This is a genomic window from Bacillus sp. T2.9-1 (assembly GCF_950097965.1).
GTDB classification, from domain to species: domain Bacteria; phylum Bacillota; class Bacilli; order Bacillales; family Cytobacillaceae; genus Niallia; species Niallia hominis.
Genome location: NZ_CATNHG010000013.1, coordinates 64,854 through 88,459, shown reverse-complemented (window position 1 = coordinate 88,459; position 23,606 = coordinate 64,854). Strand labels below are relative to the sequence as shown.

General features: G+C 36.7%; 21 protein-coding genes. 1 reads left to right on the top strand and 20 read right to left on the bottom strand.

The features are described 5' to 3' along the window. Positions 1-6: 6 nt before the first annotated feature. From QQZ16_RS02135 to QQZ16_RS02055, 17 genes are all read right to left on the bottom strand, one after another. Complete coding sequence (locus QQZ16_RS02135; RefSeq protein ID WP_031534424.1) at positions 7-852, bottom strand: ABC transporter permease; 846 nt, start codon at positions 850-852, stop codon at positions 7-9. Then, positions 849-1,781: an ABC transporter ATP-binding protein gene (locus tag QQZ16_RS02130; protein WP_031534423.1), complete on the bottom strand. Its 933-nt coding sequence runs from the start codon at positions 1,779-1,781 to the stop codon at positions 849-851. The genes QQZ16_RS02135 and QQZ16_RS02130 overlap by 4 nt, the downstream gene beginning before the upstream one ends. Continuing rightward, positions 1,778-4,126 carry a hypothetical protein gene (locus QQZ16_RS02125; protein ID WP_284561036.1) on the bottom strand — a complete coding sequence of 783 codons (2,349 nt, stop codon included), beginning with the start codon at positions 4,124-4,126 and terminating at the stop codon, positions 1,778-1,780. Before QQZ16_RS02125 ends, QQZ16_RS02130 begins: the two co-directional genes overlap by 4 nt. 400 nt (positions 4,127-4,526) lie before the next feature. Continuing rightward, positions 4,527-4,793 (bottom strand): hypothetical protein, encoded by a 267-nt coding sequence (locus tag QQZ16_RS02120; protein ID WP_031534420.1) that lies wholly within the window; start codon positions 4,791-4,793, stop codon positions 4,527-4,529. Positions 4,794-4,949: 156 nt separating this feature from the next. Then, positions 4,950-5,939, bottom strand: a complete 990-nt coding sequence (gene ftsY, locus QQZ16_RS02115; protein WP_031534418.1) for a signal recognition particle-docking protein FtsY — start codon at positions 5,937-5,939, stop codon at positions 4,950-4,952. A gap of 191 nt (positions 5,940-6,130) precedes the next feature. Continuing rightward, positions 6,131-9,700, bottom strand: coding sequence for a chromosome segregation protein SMC (smc, locus tag QQZ16_RS02110; protein WP_284561035.1), 3,570 nt, complete (start codon positions 9,698-9,700; stop codon positions 6,131-6,133). A gap of 66 nt (positions 9,701-9,766) precedes the next feature. Next, positions 9,767-10,507: a ribonuclease III gene (rnc, locus tag QQZ16_RS02105; RefSeq protein ID WP_031534414.1), complete on the bottom strand. Its 741-nt coding sequence runs from the start codon at positions 10,505-10,507 to the stop codon at positions 9,767-9,769. Between the two features lie 394 nt (positions 10,508-10,901). After that, positions 10,902-11,132, bottom strand: a complete 231-nt coding sequence (locus QQZ16_RS02100; RefSeq protein ID WP_016201082.1) for an acyl carrier protein — start codon at positions 11,130-11,132, stop codon at positions 10,902-10,904. Between the two features lie 140 nt (positions 11,133-11,272). Beyond that, a complete protein-coding gene (fabG, locus tag QQZ16_RS02095; protein WP_031534413.1) occupies positions 11,273-12,016 on the bottom strand; it encodes a 3-oxoacyl-[acyl-carrier-protein] reductase in 744 nt (247 codons plus the stop codon). Then, complete coding sequence (gene fabD / locus QQZ16_RS02090; RefSeq protein WP_031534411.1) at positions 12,017-12,961, bottom strand: ACP S-malonyltransferase; 945 nt, start codon at positions 12,959-12,961, stop codon at positions 12,017-12,019. It lies immediately after the preceding gene. Positions 12,962-13,022: 61 nt separating this feature from the next. Beyond that, positions 13,023-14,009 (bottom strand): phosphate acyltransferase PlsX, encoded by a 987-nt coding sequence (plsX, locus tag QQZ16_RS02085; RefSeq protein ID WP_031534409.1) that lies wholly within the window; start codon positions 14,007-14,009, stop codon positions 13,023-13,025. A 16-nt stretch (positions 14,010-14,025) separates the two neighbouring features. Next, positions 14,026-14,589, bottom strand: a complete 564-nt coding sequence (gene fapR / locus QQZ16_RS02080) for a transcription factor FapR (RefSeq protein ID WP_031534407.1) — start codon at positions 14,587-14,589, stop codon at positions 14,026-14,028. 237 nt (positions 14,590-14,826) lie between these two features. Further along, complete coding sequence (recG, locus tag QQZ16_RS02075) at positions 14,827-16,875, bottom strand: ATP-dependent DNA helicase RecG (protein ID WP_284561034.1); 2,049 nt, start codon at positions 16,873-16,875, stop codon at positions 14,827-14,829. Then, the gene (gene sdaAA / locus QQZ16_RS02070; protein WP_031534402.1) at positions 16,872-17,759 is read right to left on the bottom strand and encodes an L-serine ammonia-lyase, iron-sulfur-dependent, subunit alpha; all 888 of its coding nucleotides are present in this window, start codon (positions 17,757-17,759) and stop codon (positions 16,872-16,874) included. The genes recG and sdaAA overlap by 4 nt, the downstream gene beginning before the upstream one ends. A 16-nt stretch (positions 17,760-17,775) precedes the next feature. Next, on the bottom strand, positions 17,776-18,438 hold the full coding sequence (gene sdaAB / locus QQZ16_RS02065) for an L-serine ammonia-lyase, iron-sulfur-dependent subunit beta (protein WP_031534400.1): 663 nt from the start codon (positions 18,436-18,438) through the stop codon (positions 17,776-17,778). A gap of 487 nt (positions 18,439-18,925) precedes the next feature. Then, positions 18,926-20,605, bottom strand: a complete 1,680-nt coding sequence (locus QQZ16_RS02060; protein WP_284561033.1) for a DAK2 domain-containing protein — start codon at positions 20,603-20,605, stop codon at positions 18,926-18,928. 16 nt (positions 20,606-20,621) lie between these two features. Further along, a complete protein-coding gene (locus QQZ16_RS02055; protein ID WP_031534397.1) occupies positions 20,622-20,984 on the bottom strand; it encodes an Asp23/Gls24 family envelope stress response protein in 363 nt (120 codons plus the stop codon). A 372-nt stretch (positions 20,985-21,356) separates the two neighbouring features. Here QQZ16_RS02055 and rpmB point away from each other — a divergent pair, with 372 nt between their 5' ends. Next, positions 21,357-21,545 carry a 50S ribosomal protein L28 gene (gene rpmB / locus QQZ16_RS02050; protein WP_016201071.1) on the top strand — a complete coding sequence of 63 codons (189 nt, stop codon included), beginning with the start codon at positions 21,357-21,359 and terminating at the stop codon, positions 21,543-21,545. Between the two features lie 164 nt (positions 21,546-21,709). On the opposite strand, the gene spoVM is transcribed toward rpmB, so the two are convergent. The 3 genes from spoVM to rsgA all read right to left on the bottom strand — a co-directional run bounded on the left by spoVM (position 21,710) and on the right by rsgA (position 23,575). After that, entirely contained in the window at positions 21,710-21,790 is an 81-nt protein-coding gene (gene spoVM, locus QQZ16_RS02045) for a stage V sporulation protein SpoVM (RefSeq protein ID WP_016201070.1), read from the bottom strand. 89 nt (positions 21,791-21,879) lie between these two features. Beyond that, positions 21,880-22,524, bottom strand: a complete 645-nt coding sequence (locus QQZ16_RS02040; protein WP_031534396.1) for a thiamine diphosphokinase — start codon at positions 22,522-22,524, stop codon at positions 21,880-21,882. A gap of 169 nt (positions 22,525-22,693) precedes the next feature. Then, positions 22,694-23,575, bottom strand: a complete 882-nt coding sequence (gene rsgA / locus QQZ16_RS02035) for a ribosome small subunit-dependent GTPase A (protein WP_031534394.1) — start codon at positions 23,573-23,575, stop codon at positions 22,694-22,696. Between the last annotated feature and the right edge of the window lie 31 nt (positions 23,576-23,606).

The following is a 23,606-nucleotide window of genomic DNA, read 5'->3' as shown; positions in this document are numbered from 1 at the left end:
GATTATCTACTTCCCTTTTGTCATATTCGCTCGCAATTTACGGACGCTAATTGTCAATGAAAGGGCAATAACTACACAATAACTAATGACATGTGCCGCCCATATAGGAAATTTTATCCCGGTCCATTCCTTTATTTGATCAGAAACGGTTGGTTCAAATATATCTGCTAGCACAATACCAGGATTAAACATCGCGCTAAAATAGACGGAAGGTACTTTTTTGGGTACAGAACTAGAATAGATATCTGCCATTTGAAATAGAATGAGCGATATAACGACCGTTCCACCGACAATAAATAGGGTAACACTGTAGGTTGTAACCATGCTGACAATCGTTTTGCGAATCAGCGTCGAAAATAAAACACCAAAGCTACCAATAACTAAGATTGTAAATAAGCTAAAGAAAAACACTTGCACTAGCTGTGTCGGGGAGATACCACCATATAGAAATACAAAGCTATATATTGGTAGACTCGCAAGGATTAATAAAACCAAATATGCAACAGAAGAAAGTAATTTTCCAATAATAATCGTAAAACTGCTTTGCGTTGTCGTTAACAAAATGCTTAATGTTTGCCTTTCTCGCTCACTACTAATTACTCCACCAGTAAGCCCTGGAGTAATAAATAACACTAAACCTAATTGAAAGAACGCCAAAAACATGAACATCATACGACTTTCCTGCGGTTTGAAAAAACCAACTGGGCTCGTTGTTCTTAGTACAAACATAAAAGCAACCATCAGCAAGGAGAGGGCAAGGAGATAAAACAGGATTCCAAGAAATGTTTTCCCTGAACGAAAGCGTAACTTTAATTCTTTATTTAATACAGGATTCATGAAGTAGGTTTTCAAGAGAATTCAACCTCCTTTGTAATTTCCATAAATACATCCTCTAAATTACTTTCCATTTCGGCGAAGCTAATGATCGGAATCTCCATATTAACTGCTGTTTTTAAAAGGCTCAACTGTTCCTCATCTCCGCCTTTAAACTGGAATTGAATCGTTTTAGCATTCTCCAAGACTTCCAATTTTGTAATTCGTGGGTTTTCTTCTAAAAATGCAATCGTTTTTGGCATATCCAGTGTTTTTACACTAATCATTTTTTCACTTTGCAATTGCTGCTGAATTGCTGATACCGTCCCTTGTGCGACTAGTTTCCCTTGATCCAAAATTCCAATAACATCACACATTTCTGCTAGCTCTGGCAAGATATGTGAAGAAATAAGAATGGTTTTCCCCATATTTTTTAGTTCTTTTAAAATCTCCCGCATTTCAATTCTGGCTCGAGGGTCCAAGCCAGAAGCAGGTTCATCTAGAATTAGAACAGCCGGATCATGAATTAAGCTTCTAGCAAGACAAAGTCTTTGTTTCATTCCTCTCGACAAAAGATCCACATAATCCTTTCGCTTATGAGAAAGATTTACTAACTCTAATAATTGTGGGATTAATTTTTCTCTTTTTGCTGCCGGAATCCCATAGCTAGCGCCATAGAAATCTAAATATTCTTCTGCTTTTAGCTGATCATAAACACCAAAGAAATCAGGCATATACCCTAATTGTTTTCTTACCTCTTTCGGCTGCTTAATGATATCCGCTCCATTAATAGTTGCCGTGCCAGAGGTAGGTGCTAATAAAGTAGCAAGAATGGAAAATGTCGTCGATTTACCTGCCCCATTTTGACCAACAAACCCAAACACACATCCTTCTTCAATCTGAAGTTCTAGCGGTTCAAGTGCTGTAAACTTTCCATACTTCTTGGAAAGACCTTTAATTTCTATCATTCTTTTATCTCTCCTTTAATCTTAACAGACGGCAGCTGAATATATGGATCTCCATTCGTTGCTTTTACTACCTTCATATTGATTATTTTATTTTCATCTAGATAAGCAGAAACTTTATCTTCATCTACTTTAAAAAGGCTAGTTATTTTTTCATAAGAATCTGTTTCTTTATTATAAATATTGTATGTGACACCTGGATTACCATTTGGCTGAACAGTTAATGAATCAAACGATAGCGATTTTATATCATACGATTTAGGAATTTGAAGTGTATATAAATACTCGCCATCCTCTAATGAAATATCATTATTTTGGTAGTTCTCACTATAAATGGCTCCTTCGATAACGGTTAATTTTTGTTCCATATTTCCTTCATTTATCGTAAATGCTCCTGGAAAATGATTGGTTAAAATAATCGGCTCCATGATTAAATTAGTGCTATTTTTCGTTTCCTTTTCGCTAGCAATCCCAACATTCACGATATCTTCATTCGTAATCGCAACTAACATCGAATCTCCAGTAGATATGTTATTAAAGTAGTAATCCGTACTTAATACCATGCTTTCCGCCACTAATTCTCTAAACTCCTTTAAATCATGGCCATTATAATCGTAAATATAATAACCATAGCCATTTCCACTTGGTCTAGAAAAGTATTTATTGCTATGTGTGACTTGAACATTTTTTGTTTCACCAGATTTAATAGAACCTAGCTCGATTTTTTCATTACCTGACCAGATAAAGACTTTTGAAAAATCAAATGGATACAGATTCGTTATCGTTCCTGAAATATCTTTTTCTGTTACAGCAAAATCATGGCTAAATCCACCTTCCATTGGCATAGAGGTTTTTCCATACATGGTACGGCTAGACCAATATTCTACTTCTGGAAAAATGATTTCACTACTTTTCACTTTTTCATTTTTAATAGCCTTAACTTGCAGCTCTCCATATCCTAAATAAGGAAAAGGAGTATATGTATCTTGATCAAAGGTTAAAGCAAAATCACCGGATTTATTCGATAAAAGGGTTGTTGCTTGGTAGCCAGATAAATAATTATTGCTATATTGGTAGATACCCATTTCATTCAACTGCGGATTTTTTATTTTATCTTTTGCCCCAGTAATAAACATTCCTAATGATAAAAGAATCGAAAAACACGGAATAATCCACCAAGCATGCTCTCTTTTATCGTATTTTCTTAGTATAAAATACAATATTGGCACAATAACTAATAAATAACCTGCCAGTATTATTAATAAAAGACCAGTTGTAATCGTAGAGCTTTTAAAATACTCATTTGATTCGACAAATTGATAGTACAGATTACTTAAAGGATTCCCACTATATTGGTAATTTGCCGTTATCCGTGTATTCTCTGTTTGCAATAGATTTTCCATCCAACTATTAAAGTCTTGCCAATTCAGTAAGGTAGAATCACTAAGTGAAAAAGAGGTTTGAATAATTTTCCCTTCCCCAAGATTTTTTTTCGCAACCAGTGGATGCTCATTATGTATCGTTATGGCGTCAGAACTGTCTGTTAGAGAAGACCGAAAAGCAGTTATCTTTTCCTGTTCTTTCGTTTTTGTATCAATTCCAGACAATGGAATCTCTTCCTCATTTCCAAAAGCCAATGGCATTAGTGATTCTAAATTGCCATATGCTTGCTTTCCATTTGTCGTTGCACCGGTAATTAAGATTCCTCCTTTTTCTATCCATTTCTTAATCGCCAGTTGCTGTTCTTCTGATAATTCTGTTAATGAGAATTGATCGACCATTAAATAGCTTAGCGTTTCAAGGCCTAATGCTTGATCTGGTATATCTTCTTTAAGTAGCTCTGTCGTAAAAATGGAACTGCTTGAAAGCTTTCGCAAATTTTTAAATTTGTCATACTGATCGGTAAGAATGCCTAAAGTCTGATCTGAAATTAAGGTAAGCCTTAGTTCTTTAACACCAGTAAAACTTACTTCCTCGCCTTTTTGCCAGCTATCTCGATATAATTTCATTTTATTACTAGTATAGTTAGAATCCGAAGAAATCCCTGGTATTGTTACGGTATACGTTTTCTTGCTGTTTGCTGGTATGTCGACAGGTACTAATGTTTGTCCACCGATATCATAACTAGGAGAATAAGGAATAAGTAAGTCACCTTTGAAATCCTTCTCTTTATTCTCAATCGTGACCTTTAGCATAAATCCTTTGCCATCCATTACTTTGCCATCCAAGCCAGCTTCTGTTGTAATTTTTATGCCGGATGTACTTGCTGCATTTGCTTCTTTCACAATAAAAGTGGTGGCCAAAAATAAAATAAAGCAGATGATTAAAACTTTTTTGACTTTTCGCAAACTGTGTTTCCCCCATTTTTTATTTTTTCATTCTATTTAATAGACGATTGGTAATAGTTTTCACCCTACACCAAATTAGAAAAAATTTCATAATGTAATTTTACAATATACTATACTTTTTATACATATTTTTTGTAAAATTTTTCTTCTTTCGTTATTAGACGAAGGAAATGGTCGAAAGGTTTTATATGCCAGAAACTATTTATTAGTATTTTCGAATAACCAAAAACTCCTGTTTGTGAAAGTTAACAGGAGTTTTAGTATATATCCGTTATTGATTTGGTTACTTTTCGGACGAATTGATAGCAAAAGCATCCTTATAATCAAACAAAAATCTAATTTATATGTCATCTAGCCATTATATCAGCCAATCTTGCTCTTTTTACAGCCAAACCAAAAACTAATGAATATGAAATAAAATTAGAATACTTGCTGGAATCGCAATTAAAAGCGCGCCGATTATTTTCATGCGCATGCCTGATAAACTATTTAGAAATAGATTTTCTTCTTCTAAAGTAAGCAGATTTCCCCAGTCTGCTTCCTCCATTTTTTTAGCTGGTAAGGAGTCTCCAAGTTGAACATAGGCATGATGTTCTACAAGATGTCCTTTTATCATTAAGGCAATTCCTCCAATAAGAACAAGTAAAACAACGCATTGAATAATCATACGTTTTCCCTCCGAAAAATAAAGTAATATGCTACTTTTTATTATTCTACTTATCCTAATTTTTATTACGCCTTTGCAAATATTTAACAATCAAAAAAACACCCAATAAATAAATGCCGCAAAGTTTCCTTTGCGACATCTATGTAAATTCACTTTTTACTCTTCACTTTCTTCTACTAATGTTGAAAACAAGCCATATACATATCTTTCTGGATCAAAGCTTTGGAGATCATCCATTTTTTCTCCTAAACCAACAAATTTTACGGGAATATGCAACTCGTTGCGAATTGCAAGCACGATACCACCTTTAGCTGTGCCATCCAATTTAGTTAAGACAATCCCACTTACATTTGTTGTTTCTTTAAACGTTTTCGCCTGTACTAATGCATTTTGTCCAGTTGTCGCATCTAGCACGAGTAGAACTTCATGGGGAGCACCTGGAACCTCTCTCTCAATAACTCGTTTTACTTTCTCTAGCTCTTTCATTAGATTCACTTTGTTTTGCAATCTTCCAGCTGTATCACAAAGAAGAATATCTGCTTGACGAGATTTTGCAGCCTGTACTGCATCGAACATAACTGCTGCTGGATCAGAGCCTTCAGTATGCTTAATGACGTCCACTCCGACACGATCTCCCCACACCTCTAATTGTTCAATAGCTCCAGCGCGGAAAGTATCTCCTGCAGCAAGTAAAACCTTTTTGCCTTCTTCTTTGAACTTATGGGCAAGCTTACCGATTGTCGTTGTTTTTCCTACTCCATTGACACCTACAAAAAGAATCACCGTTAAGCCGTCTGCTTGCATATTAATTGTAGAAGATTCTTCTTCTCCGTTCTGATAAATAGCAACGAGCTTTTCTGAAATAACATCCTGGACTTCTTTTGGATCTTGGATGTTTTTTCGCTTGACTTCATTTTTCAATTCATCAATTAGCTCCAAAACTGTTTCAAAGCCAACATCTGCGCCAATTAATATTTCTTCCAGCTCTTCAAAGAAATCTTCGTCTACTTTACGATAACGAGAAACGAGATCATTGACTTTTTCGGAAAAATTATTTCTTGTTTTCGATAATCCTTCTTTAAACTTCTCGGTTACTGTACTCGTCTGCTGAGACATTTTTTCTTTTAACTTTTTAAAAAAACTCAATTATTATCCCTTCTTTCATTTAGGTTTTTTTTCATAAAGTTTATTGATATGCCCCGTGGTTATGTAAGTTTTCTTTCTATTAACGATTTAGGATTAAATTTCACAAGGCCAATTACTAAGCTATTCTGTAGGAGGAATTGGCCTTGGAAACTAAAAATTATTAACTAGAAGTATTAGTGTCTGCAAAAGGATTATGCATTAGCTACTAACTCATTCGTTTCACTTAAGCGTACCGAAACTAGCTTTGATACGCCAGATTCTTGCATCGTTACCCCATAAAGAACATCGGCTTCTTCCATTGTTCCTTTGCGATGGGTAATGACAATAAATTGGGTTTCATGGCTATATCGTTTTAAATACGAACTAAATCGAAATACATTTGCTTCATCCAATGCTGCTTCGACCTCATCCAAGATACAAAAAGGAACAGGTCTCACTTTCAGAATCGAGAATAATAAAGCAATAGCAGTTAGCGCTCTTTCTCCACCAGATAACAGACTTAAGTTCTGTAGCTTTTTCCCTGGTGGCTGGGCAACTATCTCTACTCCTGTGTTTAAGAGATCTTCTGGATTTGTTAAAACTAAATCTGCACTTCCTCCACCAAATAAGCTTTGAAAGACAGTTTCAAAATGCTCTTTTATGCCTTCAAATGTTTGTTCAAAGCGATTTTTCATTTCTTCATCCATTTCATCAATTACTTGATAAAGAGTATCTTTCGCTTCTTCTAAATCTGTTTTCTGCTCCAGAAGAAACTCATATCTTTCCGAAATTCGTTCATATTCCTCAATAGCACCAAGATTGACAGTGCCGAGCTCTTCCATCGCTAATTTAATAAGCTTCACCTTTTTACGCGCTTCCTCTACTTCTAACGTTAAAGGATAATCTAACTTTGCTCCTTCATACGTTAATAAGTATTCCTCACGTAAATTAGTTAATCGTGTATCTAGTTCTACATCTACACGGTTCAATTTTACTTCTTCATCTTTTAAAGCCTGGACGATACCTCTGTGAAGTCTGCGCTGCTCCTTCGTTTCAAGCTCCAGCTCTTCTAATCGCATTTGCTTTTGCAATCTTTCCTCTCTACGCAAAGAGATTAGCTGGATAGTTTCTTTCTTTTCATGCAGCTTTTGCTCTGCTGCTTCTTCTAGCGTCGCTTCTCCAGAATGCGAATTGCTCATTTCAGAAGAAAGCAAGCGAAGATCTTCACTGACAAGCTTCCATTTTTCTTCCGTTGCTTGATGTTCTTGCAAAATGGTCGCAAGCTTCTCTTTCTCATGTCTAAGCTTTTCTTTTTTTGCCGCAGACTGGATCCTTAGGTCGCTAATTGCATTTACTACCGATTCTTTGGAAACAGATTGTTTATTCTTTTGCTCTGTTAATAAGGCAATCTCTTTATCTAATTCAGTAAGTTTTTTATTCTGTTCTTCAAGCTCTTTTTGTAAATCCGTTCTTCTTTTTAGAAGAAGCTCTTGCTCTTGATTAGAATCTGCCTTATTCCGATCATATAGCGACAATTTATCATTCATGGCTCTTTCTTCAAATTCAACTTCTTTTAAATCATCTTTCCATGTTTGAATTTGGAAACGAAGATCCTCGACTTTTAATCGAGCTTCTTCCATGGTTGATTCTTCTGTTTGCAATGCCGCTTTTCCCTTTTTCAGCTGTTCCTCAAGCTTAAGAGATGTTTTGTCCATTTCAAAAATCTTTTTCTTCAGCTCTTCCAATTCACCTTTTCTGGTGATGATAGATGCTTGCTTTTGCTTGATTGCTCCCCCTGTCATGGAACCACCAGGATTAACAATTTCTCCGTCTAATGTAACAAAGCGGGAACGATACTGAAGGATTTTCGCCATTTCATTGGCACCCTTTAAGTCCTTGGTTATAACGACATTTCCAAGTAAACTGCGCATAATTTCGCGATATTGACTATCATAGTTAATCAAATCTGCCGCAATGCCAATAAACGCAGGATGACCTTGAATTAGCCTTAGTTGCGAATCGGAAAGGGATTTTCCTTTAATAACATTCATTGGTAAAAAAGTAGCTCGTCCATAACCGTTTTTCTTCAAATACGCAATTGCCTCGCGACCATTTTGTTCTGTTTCCACAACAATATGCTGCATCGAACCACCTAAAGCAATTTCCAAGCTCACACTATATTCCTTTGGCACTTGCATTAATTCTGCAACTGCTCCTCTAATGCCGTGCAAAGACTTGCCTCTTGCTTTAAGAACTTCCTTAACTCCTTGGAAAAATCCAGAATAATCGTCTTCCAATTCCTCCAACATTTCTTTTCTCGATTTTGCCTGCTGGGCAAACTGGTAGGATTGATAAAGAGACTTTTCCACTTGTTGAACTTTTGCCTCTATTCCCGCAAAATGACTTTGTTTTTCTTTCCAAGCTGTCGACCATCTCTCTAGTTCGTCAGAAAGCTCCTTAAGCTTTGCTGAAATACTTGTCTTTTTTTCCTGAATACGGACACGCTCATTTGTATAATTAACATTTTCCTCATCAAGCTGAGATGTTCTCTTTTCCTGATTCTCTAATTGCTGGTTAACCGAATTTAGTTCATTTTTAGATGCTGCTTGATTGCTTACTATGTCTATATAGTCACTTTTTAACATTTCAATTTTCTCTTCTAAATTCTCGTTAAAAAGGGCCAGATTTTTCTCGTTAACCTTTAATGTGTCTTCAATTTCCTTTGATTCTGCTTGTAATTCATAAACAAGCTTTTGTTGAGTTTCTTTTTGCGAAACGAGTGCTGCTACTCTTTCCTGTAACTCCACTTTACTTTTTTCAAGCTGATCGCGATTTTGTGTAGCATTCTTTTTTCTTTCTTTTAATACTTCTTTTCTACCTTCAAGCTTCTCTAGTTCCTCACTGACTAAAAGAAGTACTTGCTGTAGATCATCAATCGATTCATCAAGAGCTGCTACCTCGTTTTTCCCTTCCTCCATTTTTGCTTCTTTACTTTGGAGCAAAGAGGATAACTTTAACTCTTCTTGTTTATAGGCCTCTAGCTGCTTGGAGATTGCTTCAAATCGCTCATGTGCCTCTTCAATATCATGAACCATTAAGGCTACCTCAATTGATTCAAGATTTTCTCGATGATGCAAATATTCTTTTGCCATGGAGCTTTGAATTTTTAATGGCTCCACCTGACTCTCTAATTCGTGTAATATATCATTTACACGATTAAGGTTATCTTGTGTTTCAACAAGCTTCCCTTCTGCTTTTTTCTTACGTGTTTTGTATTTTAATACACCTGCGGCTTCTTCAAATATAGACCTGCGATCCTCTGCCTTACTATTTAAAATTTCCTCGACTTTCCCTTGACTAATGATAGAAAAAGCCTCTCTTCCCAGTCCAGAATCCATAAATAAATCAACAATATCTTTTAAGCGACATGATTGTTTATTAATTAAAAAGTCACTTTCTCCTGAACGATAAACACGTCTTGTTACACTTACTTCATGATAATCCAATGGAAGAAAATGATCCTCATTCTCTAACGTTAATGTTACTTCCGCAAAGTTAACTGCTTTTCGTGAGTCACTCCCTGAAAAAATAACATCCTCCATCTTACTTCCACGCAAGGATTTAGCTGACTGCTCGCCAAGAACCCAGCGAATTGCATCGGTAATATTACTTTTCCCACTTCCGTTGGGGCCAACCACTGCCGTTACACCAGGCACAAAATCGACTGAAATTCGATCTGCAAATGACTTAAATCCGATAATATCCAACCGTTTTAAGAACATACCCTCACCCCGATTCCTTCTTGTTTCTCTAGTTGCATTAATCGTCTATGCGTAATATCAAACACTTTATTTTTCACTTTCCGCCTTTAACATCAATAATGATTTTTGCGCTGCCTGCTGCTCCGCTTCTTTCTTCGAGCGTCCCATACCAGTACCAAGCTCACGATTATTTAAAAACACTTGGGAAATAAACTCCCTATTATGAGCTGGTCCCTTTTCAAGAAGTATTTTATACTCGATTGTACCAACAGCATCTCTTTGAACATATTCTTGCAGTTGACTTTTAAAATCCATCACATGAGAAAAAGCACCGTTATTAATTTTCGGAAAAATTACTTCCTCTAAAAATACTACCACTGAATCTAATCCTTGATCTAAGTAAAGAGCACCAACAAACGCTTCAAATACATCTGCAAGTAACGCTGGTCTCGTTCTTCCCCCAGTCATTTCCTCGCCCTTACCTAATAGCACATAGTTGCCAAAGGAAAGTTCATTAGCAAATGAAACTAGCGATGGTTCACAAACAATTGCTGCACGCAATTTGGTTAGTTCCCCTTCACTCATCATTGGGAATTTCTTAAAGAGAAATTTAGAAACCGTCAATTCTAACACGGCATCACCAAGAAATTCTAATCTTTCATTGTCTTCATGTGGTTTTCTTCGATGCTCATTCACATATGATGAATGGGTAAAAGCCTGCTTCAATAGTTTTTCATCTGTAAAATGAATCCCTATTTTATCTTGTAGTTCCTTCATTTTTTTTTCATTTGGTCGAACGGTTCTTTTGTCTTTTCGATTGCCTCGCATTTTGCCTCCACCTTAGCACTAAGTTTACAATTCATTTCAAGTTTAAGTAAAAAAGATAAAAAACGCAAAGAAACTTGGAAAGTTTTTTCTCTCCAAGCCTTTTCTATGACAGAAATCAGGCTACCACTAGGGAAATAACCCCCTTCACATAAGAAAAACTATTTTATCCATTTTATCCGCTTATTAAAATACGTTTGAACAGCTAAAAACTAGTCTGTTCCATTTAACTTGAACATACCTTTATATTATAGGCATTTAGTTATTAGTATACATCAAACAAACGGAGATTGTCATCTATTCTTAGGGGTAAAAAACCCTACAGTAGTTGTTTTTTGCTGATAATCTACTATACAAAATTAAAAGCCCCGTGGTTAGCGGAGCTTTTAAACATTGACTAGCGATTACTTATGTAATTCACAGCATCACCAACTGTAGAAATCTTTTCAGCATCGTCGTCAGAAATTTCCATATCGAACTCATCTTCTAATTCCATAACAAGTTCAACTACATCAAGAGAATCAGCGCCTAAATCATCTTTGAAAGAAGCTTCTAGAGTTACCTCAGATTCTTCTACGCCAAGACGATCTACAACGATTTTTGTTACACGCTCTAATACATCTGCCATTTATTTCACCTCCCCTCAAATGCATTATAGAGTATTTTAACGAAATAATAAATGAGAACTTTTTTAACTTTCGCTGTTCCTTTTATCTGCTAGCGTTCTCCTATTATTTACGACTAGTTTTTCCCATAGTAAAGGAAAAATTACATATACATGCCACCATCAATATGCAATGTTTGGCCAGTGATATAGCTGCTGTCTTCAGAGGCTAAAAACACAACTGCATTCGCAATATCTTCAGGTCGACCAAATTGACCGAGTGGAATTTGGGTAAGCATGCTATTTTTCACTTCTTCTGTTAGCTTATCCGTCATATCTGTCGTTATAAATCCAGGTGCAACTGCATTAACGGTAATATTTCGTTGTGCAAGCTCTTTGGCAGTCGTTTTTGTAAATCCAATAACACCTGCTTTAGCTGCAACATAATTGGCTTGTCCAGGATTCCCTGTTACCCCAACAATGGAAGTAATGTTAATAATTCTTCCTTTTCTTTGCTTCATCATTGGTCTTGTTACGGCTTTTGTACAAAGGAAAACACCTTTAAGATTTGTATTAATAACATCATCCCATTCAGAATCTTTCATACGCATTAATAAATTATCCCTTGTAATCCCCGCATTATTGACTAAAATATCAATGCTGCCAAACGCTTCTAAAGCCTCTTTCATCATCGCATTCACAGAATCACCATCGGATACATCACATTGAATACTAATTGCTTTTCTGCCTAGAGCTTCAATTTCCTTAACGACTTCATTGGCACGATCGACACTTCCTGCATAGTTAACAACAATGTCTGCACCTTGCTTCGCTAACTCAATCGCAATGGATCTCCCAATTCCTCGAGATGCTCCAGTGACAACAGCAACTTTACCAGCTAATTTCACTTACATATCCCCCTTTAGTTCTTCAGCAACCTTCTTACTTGTTTCGATATCATTAACAGCATATACTTTCGCTTTGCGATCAATCTTTTTAATTAAACCTGAAAGGACTTTACCAGGACCGATTTCAATAAAAGTATCTACTCCTAAATCAAGCATTTTACGAACAGAATCCTCCCATAATACAGAAGAATACAATTGTTCTACAAGCTTTGTTTTTATTTCTTCCTGATCATGAATTGGCTCTGCCGTTACATTGGCGATAACAGGAATTTCCGCATCTTTTAATGTTAATTCATCCAATACCGCAGCAAATTTTTCCGCCGCTGGCTTCATTAAGGCTGAATGGAAAGGACCACTTACTTCTAGTGGAATTGCACGCTTTGCTCCTGCTTCCTTTGCTTTTTCTCCGGCTAATTCAACCCCTTTTGTGGAACCTGAGATTACAATTTGACCAGGACAGTTAAGGTTTGCTAGCTGTACAGAATCACCAGCATCAGAAACTTTTCTTGTCACAACAGTCAATTGCTCTCTGTCTAAGCCAAGCACTGCTGCCATCGCACCTTCACCTGCTGGAACTGCTTCTTGCATATATTCGCCGCGCTTACGAACTGCATATACCGCATCTTCAAAAGACAGCACCCCTGCTGCCACTAACGCAGAATATTCACCTAAGCTATGTCCTGCTACATAATCAGCTTCTATATGAAACTGTTTGAAATGCTCATATATTGCCATACTCGTTGTAAGCAATGCTGGCTGTGTATTATGCGTTAGCGTAAGCTCTTCTTTTGGTCCTTCAAAAATTAATTGCGATAAATCAACGTTTAATTTTTGATTAGCTACTTTAAATAAATTTGCTGCCGGTTCAAATTGTTCAAATAAATCTTTTCCCATTCCCACTCCTTGGGAGCCTTGTCCTGGAAAAACAAAAGCAATTTTAGCCATTTATTTCTACTCTCCTTCTTCTTCCTATTCGAGACCTGTGTTTACGTTGCTTCTATATAATTTACGCTTCATGCTCCATCGCATCCTTGATTTGATCTACTACACCAGATTGCACAAACTCTCTTGTTTGTCTGATTGCACTGAAGATTGCTTGGCTGTCAGATGAACCATGTGCTTTGATTACTGGAGCATTTAAGCCAAATAAAGCAGCTCCCCCATACTCCGAATAATCCAATTTGTTTTTTATTTGTTTTAAATTCGGCTTTAATACAGCTGCAGCCATTTTTGAAGTAAAACTGCTCATTAACTCTGTCTTAATCATTTTAAACATCGACATCGCTGTACCTTCTACTGTTTTTAAAATCATATTTCCTGTAAATCCGTCTGTAACAGCAACATCACATACTCCATCAAGCAAATCACGTGCTTCCATATTTCCGATGAAATGGATATTAGTATTTTGGAGAAGGTCAAAGGTTTTCTTTGTTAATTCATTGCCCTTTTTTTCTTCTGTACCAATATTCAATAAGCCAACTCTTGGTTTTGAAATTCCTCTAACCTTTTCTGAATAGATGCTTCCCATCATTGCATACTGAACTAAGTTTTCTGGTTTGGCGTCTACATTTGCACCAACATCTAATAACAGAAATCCTTCCCCACCAATAGTCGGTAAAGTTGGAGCAAGTGCTGGTCGATCTATGCCTTCCATTCTACCGACTACAAATAATCCAGTTGCCATTAGCGCACCTGTATTACCTGCAGAGATAAATGCGTCTGCTCTATTTTCCTTTACTTCTGTTGCACCAAGAACCATACTCGCTGTTTTTTTTCTGCGTACTGCTCTTACTGGTTCGTCTGTTGCTAAAATTTGCTCTTCTGTATGTAAAATATGGATTCTTTCTTTATTGGTAAGAAAAGATTGAATTTGCTTTTCATCTCCAACAAGAAGTATTTCTAAATCTGAAAAAGCTTCAATTGCTTTTTGAGCACCAATTACTATTTCTTTTGGGGCATTGTCTCCGCCCATTGCATCGATTGCAATTTTCATCATAACGATTGCTCCTTTATTTTTTAGCACGGTACATATCAAATTCACCTTTAAAAACTAGCTCCGTGTTCACGTAACTATTAACTTCTACCGTTGTTCTTCCCGTTATACTATCTATATGACTTACTTTTGCTTTTGCAATAATTCGTTCACCTAAATTTACTGATCTTGTAAAATGAATATTGGCTTTAGCTGTAAGTGCAAGTTCATCGTTTATTACAGCAACAGCAAGAGAATTAGCTTGTGCAAAGAGATGATGTCCCCTTGCTATTCCATTCCTTGTAAAGACATGTTCTTGTTGTACCTCAAAGATAGATATAGCTGAATGATCTAATTCCATATCGATTATTTCGCCAATTACTTCTTCAATCGGCAATGCTTTCACTTCATCTTCCAGTGATTTTTTTGCCACATTTTTAATTCGCTCTCTAAGCTCTGGAATGGATAATTCTAACCGATCTAATCTTATCGTCTGTACACTAACAGAGAATTTTTCCGCTAATTCCTCGTCTGTAATAAAAGGTGTTTCTTTAATTGTCTCCACTAACAGCTGTTGCCGTTCTCGCTTGTTTCTCTTCATTTATTAACACCACCGCACTATTAAGACTAGGTACTAATAGTAGTATATAATTTATGAAGTTGGAATGCAAGCCGAAGTTTTGGTGCCAAATTGCTAGTGGAGATTTTGGAAATGCCACTCTCTCATAATCCCGAAGTATGCCCGTTGATTTCCACTTAAGTCTACTGAGAGTTTGAATTAGAATTTGTAAGACTATCCCATCAAATTGCTAGTTATTTACTGGGAAATATTGTTCTGCTAATCTAGTTTTTCGCCGTTTAAGACACCTGTTTCTTTCAAAGTATCTCTTAGTGCTTTATAGTTGTCATTTTGCCAAAATGCAACAGATTCAATTAAGATGGTTGCGTCATTTCTAGCTGTTTCTAGGATGCGATAATCGTGCACCATATCTCCCATTTTAAATTCTGGCAGTCCGCTTTGTTTTTTCCCAAAGAAATCGCCTGGTCCTCTTAATTCTAAGTCCTTCTCACTTAACACGAAACCGTCGCCTGTTTCGGTCATGATTTTCATTCGTTCTTTTCCAACATCTGTTTTCGGATCTGCAATTAGGACACAATAGGACTGTGCATCTCCTCTTCCAACTCTCCCTCTAAGCTGATGCAATTGCGATAATCCGAACCGTTCTGCATCATACACGAGCATAAACGTCGCATTTGGAACGTTAACACCAACCTCAACAACCGTTGTACTTACAAGAACTTGAATATCATTTTGACTAAACTGTTTCATCATTTGATCCTTTTCATCTGCATGGAGCTTTCCGTGCATCAATCCAACCTTATATCTTCCGTGGAAAAATGTGGATAGCATCGCATGAACATCTATGGCATTCTGGACATCTAGTTTCTCCGATTCCTCGATTAATGGACAAATTACATAGGCTTGTCTTCCTTGCTGAAGCTCTTTCTCCATAAACTGCAAAATTCTTGTTAACATATCATGCTTTACCCAATATGTTTCAATATTTTTGCGCCCTGCAGGCATTTCATCAATAATACTGACATCCATTTCTCCAAATACAGTAATGGCAAGAGTTCTTGGAATGGGGGTTGCTGTCATAAACAAAACGTCTGGATTTTCGCCCTTTTCTCGGAGTATTCTTCTTTGCTCCACGCCAAAACGGTGCTGCTCATCTGTGATAACTAGCCCTAATGATTGAAATTCAACATCATCTTGAATTAGTGCATGTGTACCTATTAAAATATCGATCTTTCCCTCTTTTAATTGGGAAAGCAACTCTTTTCTCTTTTTTCCTTTAACAGAGCTTGTTAACAATCCGCATGTTACCCCGAAAGCAGAAAAGATTTGATGAAGAGAATCTGCATGCTGCTCTGCAAGAATTTCCGTCGGCGCCATTAATGCACCCTGATGACCAGAAAGAATAGATGCATATAAAACGATGGCAGCAACAATTGTTTTTCCCGATCCTACATCTCCTTGCAAGAGGCGGTTCATTCGCACCTCTGCTTTCATATCTGTTAAAATTTCGTTTACGACTCTTTTTTGAGCATTTGTTAACGGAAAAGGAAGAGCTTCTATAAACGTTGTTAGTTTCTCAAGAGAATAACGCTGACTTTTTCCGCCTGAATGCTCTCTTTCGTATTTTCTTAATGCACTCATTTTTAATTGGAATAAGAGAAATTCCTCATATACAAACCTTCTTCTTGCTTGGGTTAGGTCTTCCCGTTTTTCAGGAAAATGGATAATTTGCAATGCTTCCTTCCTTGGAAGAAGCCGATATTTTGTTAGCATCGAAGTGGGAAAGTTTTCTTCGATTAGATGGGCATATTGACTTAGGGCAGACGAAATATATTTCCGTAAATTTTTGACGGTCATATTCCCCTTAACCGCATAAACTGGTTCAAATAAATGCCCTTTTTGGTTACTGCCAATTTGCAAATGATTTGCCGTTATTGTTTGGCGATGCTGATCCCATTTTCCTGTTACGGTAATCAATTCTTGGACAGCTAATTTGCTTTTCAAATAGGGTTGATTAAAGAATACGACCGTAATTAAATAATGTTCTACCAATAGTTTTATCGTTAATCTCGATTTCTTTCTTCCATAAAAAATAAGGGACGGTTCACTATGAACCTTCCCTTCCACCGTCACTTTTTCTTCATGCTTGATTTCTTCGAGGTTTTTCAGACGATAATCCTCATAGCGATAAGGAAAATATTCTAGCAAATCATTAATTGTATGAATATTCATTTCTTCTAATTGTTTTTTTGTTCCAGGTCCGACGCCCTTTATCTGTTCAACGGATTGCTGTAAAGACTCATTCACTTGTTAGCGGCAGCTGTGCTACCAAAGATTTCAGCTTCCAGTCTGCGACCAGTTGGTGTTGCTGCCAACCCTCCCCGTGCTGTTTCTTTCAGTGCTGTCGGCATTGCCTGACCAATTCGGTACATACTATCAATTACTTCATCACAAGGAATGCGGCTTTTAATACCTGCAAGCGCCATATCCGCTGCAATCATCGCATTCGCGGCACCCATTGCATTTCGCTTTACACAAGGAACTTCCACTAAACCAGCCACTGGATCACAAACTAAACCAAGCATATTCTTTAACGTAATAGCCATCGCATGTGCTGATTGTTCTGGGGTTCCCCCCGCCATTTCTACAATTGCGGCAGCAGCCATTCCAGCAGCAGAACCAACTTCTGCCTGACATCCGCCTGCTGCACCAGAAATGGATGCGTTATTTGCTACTACAAATCCAAAAGCTCCAGAAGTAAAAAGAAATGAAATCATCTGCTCTCTTGTTGGATTCAGCTTATTTTGCACGGCAAATAATGTCCCAGGCACAACACCTGCAGAACCAGCTGTTGGAGTTGCACAAATCATTCCCATGGCAGCATTTACTTCATTTGTTGCAACAGCTTTACTTACTGCGTCTAAAATAATTTCTCCAGACAGAAATTGGCCTTTTTTAATATAGTTTTGGAGCAACACAGCATCTCCACCAGTTAATCCTGAATGAGAAACCACTCCATTTAATCCTCTTTCGACCGCTTGCTCCATAACCTGAAGATTTGTTTCCATCTGGGATACAATTTCTTCTCTTGTTTTTCCAGTTACTTTCATTTCTTGTTCTATCATCATTTCGGAAATCGGTAAATTTCTAGTTGTTGCTATCTCTACCAATTCTGCTACGTTACGAAACATATTTACCCCTCCCTCTTTATTCCACAATCGTTGTGACTTTTTCAATCGAATCCAATTGTTCAAGTTCTCTTAATATCGATTCTTCTATATTTTGGTCGACTTCAATTGTCATCAAAGCCAATTTCCCTTTTTCTTTACGGCTAACTTCCATATGTCCAATATTTATTTCATATTTAGCCAATACATTTGCAACCTTTGCAATTGCTCCGAAGCGATCATTATGGACAACCAATATCGCAGGATGATGCCCAGAAAGCTTTAACTGAAAACCATTAAGCTCCGTAATTTCAATTTTTCCACCGCCAATCGAAATGCCAACTAGCTCCATTTCTCCATGTTCGTCTCCTAGATGAATTTTAGCTGTATTCGGATGCTCTGGGATGGCTTCTTCTATATGAAATGCTACCTGTATTCCATGCTGTTCTGCAATTTCTAATGATTCTTTAATGCGTTCATCAAATGTATCAAAATCAAGAATTCCGCCAATGATAGCTACATCTGTACCATGCCCTTTATACGTTTCAGCAAATGAACCGTATAAATGAATATTTACCCATTTCGGTTCTCTTTCAAAAAGATTTCGCGCCACTCTTCCAATCCTTGCTGCGCCAGCTGTATGAGAACTGGACGGACCAATCATGACCGGACCAATAATATCAAAAACACTTTTATATTTCATGGATTTTATCTCCCCTTAAATGCCCTAAAATCATTTTCAGTAATATGCTGTTTCAATTCATTACACTATATAATATCATACTATATTAATATATGGTTCTAATTCTTATCGTTCTCTTTATTTTGATGAATGGGACGGTAAAGGCTTTATATATATTGATTGATATGAAAAGTTAATATAGCTGGGATTTGTTTGCTTTGGGGATTATAGGGAGGAATTTCTCTGTTACTTTAAGAGGCTTTTTCTTCCTTGCTCGGGCTTAGTTGACCGCCTCTCTGTTATCTTAAGGTGCTTTTTCTGCACTGCTTGAGCTCTGAGACCGATTCTCTGTTACCTTTTCGTTCAACTACTCCCCTTCAAAGTAACAGATACCTTCTCAAGCGCTCTTCTTCAAACAAAATTACCAATCCATCCCGACCATTCTACCTCCAAAAATAAACAAAAAAGGGCATACCTCTCCTAAGGCACACCCTTTTTTAGCTAATGATTATTCGATTGAAAAGATGAAGGAATATAGTGGCTGTTTTCCGTCATGAACTTCTACTTCCACATCTTCATAATTTTCTTCGATAAAGGATACAAGCGTTTCAACCTCTTCTTGCGTCGCTTCTTCTCCCTTAATTACCGTTACAATTTCTGATTCGTCATCAATCATGGACTTTAAGAGCTCCATTGCAGATTCTGTTTTATCCTTGCTTTTTACAACAATTTTACCTTCTGCAAGTCCCATAAAGTCGCCTGTTTCAATTTCAAGGCCATCAATACTAGTATCTCTGACTGCATACGTAATCTGGCCTGTTTTAACATGCTCAAGTGCAGCTTTCATATTTTTTTCATTTGATTCTAAATCAGTAGAAGGATTGAAAGCTAACAATGCTGACATTCCTTGAGGAACCGTTTTAGAAGAAATGACAACAACATCCTGTTCCAATACTTCCGCTGCTTGTTCTGCTGCCATAATAATATTTTTATTATTTGGTAAAATAAAGACCTTTTTCGCATTTATATGGTTTACAGCATTGACAATATCTTCCGTACTTGGATTCATCGTTTGGCCGCCCTCAATTACATAGTGAGCGCCAATGCTTCTGAAAAGATCTGCGATTCCGCTTCCCATTGAAACTGTTACAATTCCATACTCTTTTTGTTCTTCTGCAGAAGGTGCTGTTGGTTCTTCTACTCCTTCAGACCCATCCACTAAACTACTATGCTGTTCGCGCATGTTTTCAATTTTCATTTTTACTAAGTTACCGTATTTTTGACCAAATGTTAATACTTCACCAGGCTGATTAGAATGTATGTGAATTTTAACAATCTCATCATCTGCGATAACTAATAAAGAATCTCCATATTTGCTTAATGCTTGTCTAAAATCTTCTTCTGAAAAAGGTTTGTTTCCTAGTTTTTCCTGTTCTAAACGAACCATAAATTCCGTACAATAGCCAAATTCAATATCCTCTGTATTGATATAGCTGTGAACATTTTTATGATGCTCTGCATTTACCAATTCGTTCATTGAAACAACATTTTGTACAGCATCAGGAAGTTTTTCACCTTTTAACTCAGCTAAGAAGCCTTCATAGACAAATACTAATCCTTGCCCACCACTGTCTACTACACCTACTTCTTTTAAAACAGGTAATAGGTCAGGTGTTCTATTTAAAGATGCTTTTGCTTCTTTCACTGTATCTTCGACGATAGCAATAATATCATCATTCGTTTCTGCAGATTGAACCGCTTTCTTCGCGGCATCTTTCGCAACTGTTAGAATTGTTCCTTCTACAGGCTTCATTACTGCCTTATATGCTGTTTCCACACCAAATTGTAAAGCATCTGCAAATTCTTGACCAGTTATCGATTCCTTTTGCTCAATATGTTTGGAAAATCCACGAAATAATTGAGAAAGAATAACCCCTGAATTTCCTCTAGCTCCCATTAATAAACCTCTTGATAATGAGGTTCCAACTTTACCGATATGTGTTTGAATATTCTTTTGAACTTCCTTCGCACCAGAAGTCATCGATAAATTCATATTCGTCCCTGTATCTCCATCTGGCACTGGAAAAACATTTAACGCATCTACATATTTAGCATTAGAGGATAAATGGTTTGCACCTTGGATTACCATTTCGGCAAAACGCTTTCCTTCTAAAACTGTAATTGACACTGTGTTTCCTCCTCTACTACGGGTTCGTCACACGAACTCCCTGAACGTAAATATTAACCGAGTCAACGGCAAGTCCAACTGTCTTATTGAGTGTGTATTTTACTTTTGATTGAACATTGTGCGCAACCTCGGAGATTTTCGTTCCGTAACTTACAATGATATACATATCAATATGTACTTCTTCTTCCACTTTTCGAACGATTACACCACGTGTAAAGTTTTCTTTTCGCAAAATATCTGTTAGACCGTCTTTAATTTGACTCTTTGACGCCATTCCAACAATACCATAGCAGTCTATTGCTGCCCCACCTGCGATTGTAGCGATCACTTCTGTAGATATATCAATCTGTCCGAAATTCGTTTTTAGTTCAATGGACATGAGTTTTCCCCCTTTGGAATTGCTCCTTGACTACTGACATTTTACTATAACCACTACTTTTTTGAAAGCTATAGTTAAAAAGCTTATTAATATTATATAACAAAACAATACTTCTATTAAAGCATTGGCATAAATTCAGAAAAAAGTTACTAATTTTACTATTCCCATAAAGACTTGGAATAAACAACTTAGTTTTGATGTCAAGGAAATTTTCTTGAAAGCTTTTAATCCAACTATTGCATTCATTTAAGTTGTATGATAAATTATTAAGGTATCTGTAACGAGGATTATTTAGCAGACTATAAGTAAATTGCTATCTATGACTTTTCAAACTCATTTTAATGAGTTTCTGTAATAAGGAGGGAAATATACATGCCACGTAAATGTGTTATCACTGGAAGAAAAACAACTACAGGTAATGCTCGTTCCCATGCTATGAACGCTAACAAACGTACTTGGGGAGCTAACCTTCAAAAGGTTCGTATTTTAGTAGACGGTAAGCCTAAACGTGTTTGGGTATCTGCTAGAGCATTAAGATCTGGTAAAGTAGAACGCGTTTAATCAGATCGCAATAAAAAAGGACATGTCACATGTCCTTTTTTATTTTGTCTTTCTAACTCTAACCAACTCTAAAAGCTAAACCATATAAGTACAGTAAGTTTTCGATATTCTCCGCCCTATTCACGAAAGGTTGTCTTTACAAAAAAAATCCGCAGAATTTTTTGTTAGTCCTTCTTAAAGGTTCCTAACATTGCTCGGACAAGTCCCCCTAAAAATTTCGGCAATTTAATGGTATAAAATCTCATGAATACTGTCCCTCCTTAATCAATAAACATCCCTAGCACTTACATATCCTATTCAGATAAAACAAATTGGTACCATGATTAGTCAAATTTTAATCACAACTTCTTATTACCATTAATATGCCTTCATCAAAGGAAAAAGTACCAGTTTCTCGAATTAGTTCATTACTTATACATAATGTGCTGCTAGCAGGAAGGTTTCTCCTTACTAAAGGGTATTTAAAACCTTCTAAAGTTAGACCTACAATCTTTGTGCTATAAGGGAAAAATGAAATATACTTATACTCACTCATTCTGTCAATAGTATAGGCGCCCGCTTGGACAACCGCTACACTATTTTGTTTATCGATTATCTCCACTTTTATATTTTGATTGTCGATAGCACCTCTAAGTAATAGCTGGAGATTAGCTATTGTATGATCAAGTCTCCCACCCGTTGAACCGAATAGTCTAATAACAGTTGCTCCTTCTTTAATCGCCCATAGAAGTGCAAGCTCCATATCTGTTTCATCTTTTTCTGGTTTGAAGCGTTTAATAATCCCTGTTTTTTCTTCCATCTTGTGTAACTCTTCTTGTGAAATAGAATCAAAATCACCGAAAGCGGCATATATGGGGATAGATTTTTCCATCAAATACATAACGCCTCTATCGACTCCAATCCAACAAACATCTTTCGGGAATTTTTCTAAATCAGGAATATACTGCTTAGGACCACCGGCCATAATATGGACAATCATTGTTCTCCTCCTTTATTTTTCTTTCTATCTATTTCTATACAAAAATGCAGACTCTTTTATATAACCCTTTGTTTACTTTGCTTGTATGGCCAAACTGCCAATCAAACAATTCCTACAAATAGCTATAGAAAGAATCTGCTTTATCATGGACATAGAAAGTCCAGTTACCCTAGTATCTAGGTTTTCTATCTTTAATTTCTTGAAGGAAATCTTTATAATGCTCATAACGATATGCTGGAATTTCGTTGTTTTCCACAGCTTCTTTGACAGCGCATTTAGGTTCTGAAAGATGGAGGCAGCCTCTAAATTTACAGTCTTCGCTTACTTTTTCTATTTCAGGAAAACAATAATTTAAGTCTTCTGCTTCTATTTCAAGAAATTCAAGTGAGCTAAAGCCTGGTGTATCTGCGATAAGTCCATCACCAATGGAAATAAGCTCTACATGTCTTGTTGTATGCTTTCCTCTACCTAAACTTGAAGAGATTTCATTTGTCTTTAAGTCTAAATCTGGTCTAATTACATTTAATAAGGAAGACTTTCCTACACCTGATTGTCCGGCAAACACGGATATTTTATCTTTTAAATAGGGCAATAGCTGTTCTATCCCTGCTTCGGTTTCAGAAGAGGTTAAAATGACAGGATATCCAACAGCTTCGTATTGTGCTGCAAATTCCTTCATTTTTGCTACTTCATCGCTGCTTGCTAAATCCATTTTCGTTACACAGATTAGCGGATCAATTCTGTTGTATTCGATTAGCACAAGAAAACGATCTAATAATACTGTGCTAAACTCAGGCTCTACGCTTGAGAATACAAGAATCGCCTGATCTACATTTGCAATTGGCGGTCTTACCAGTTCATTTTTTCTATCTTTCACTTCTAATATATAACCATCTGTCTCGTTCTCCGCCTGAAAAACTACTTCGTCCCCTACTAAAGGGGTCACCTTATTTTTTCGGAAAACGCCTCTTCCTCGGCATTGTATTATTTGCCCTTCACTTAATACATAATAAAATCCACTTAATGCTTTAATGATTTTGCCTTTAGGCATACATATAACGCTCCTTACTACTTTTAGCCTC

Coding starts and splice junctions, on each gene's coding strand:
- QQZ16_RS02130 (WP_031534423.1), bottom strand. CDS start 1,781: ATGATAGAAATTAAAGGTCTTTCCAAGAAGTATGGAAAGTTTACAGCA.
- QQZ16_RS02120 (WP_031534420.1), bottom strand. CDS start 4,793: ATGATTATTCAATGCGTTGTTTTACTTGTTCTTATTGGAGGAATTGCC.
- smc (WP_284561035.1), bottom strand. CDS start 9,700: ATGTTCTTAAAACGGTTGGATATTATCGGATTTAAGTCATTTGCAGAT.
- rnc (WP_031534414.1), bottom strand. CDS start 10,507: ATGCGAGGCAATCGAAAAGACAAAAGAACCGTTCGACCAAATGAAAAA.
- QQZ16_RS02100 (WP_016201082.1), bottom strand. CDS start 11,132: ATGGCAGATGTATTAGAGCGTGTAACAAAAATCGTTGTAGATCGTCTT.
- fabD (WP_031534411.1), bottom strand. CDS start 12,961: ATGGCTAAAATTGCTTTTGTTTTTCCAGGACAAGGCTCCCAAGGAGTG.
- plsX (WP_031534409.1), bottom strand. CDS start 14,009: ATGAAAATTGCAATCGATGCAATGGGCGGAGACAATGCCCCAAAAGAA.
- fapR (WP_031534407.1), bottom strand. CDS start 14,589: ATGAAGAGAAACAAGCGAGAACGGCAACAGCTGTTAGTGGAGACAATT.
- sdaAA (WP_031534402.1), bottom strand. CDS start 17,759: ATGTTTCGTAACGTAGCAGAATTGGTAGAGATAGCAACAACTAGAAAT.
- sdaAB (WP_031534400.1), bottom strand. CDS start 18,438: ATGAAATATAAAAGTGTTTTTGATATTATTGGTCCGGTCATGATTGGT.
- QQZ16_RS02055 (WP_031534397.1), bottom strand. CDS start 20,984: ATGTCCATTGAACTAAAAACGAATTTCGGACAGATTGATATATCTACA.
- rpmB (WP_016201071.1), top strand. CDS start 21,357: ATGCCACGTAAATGTGTTATCACTGGAAGAAAAACAACTACAGGTAAT.
- spoVM (WP_016201070.1), bottom strand. CDS start 21,790: ATGAGATTTTATACCATTAAATTGCCGAAATTTTTAGGGGGACTTGTC.
- QQZ16_RS02040 (WP_031534396.1), bottom strand. CDS start 22,524: ATGATTGTCCATATTATGGCCGGTGGTCCTAAGCAGTATATTCCTGAT.
- rsgA (WP_031534394.1), bottom strand. CDS start 23,575: ATGCCTAAAGGCAAAATCATTAAAGCATTAAGTGGATTTTATTATGTA.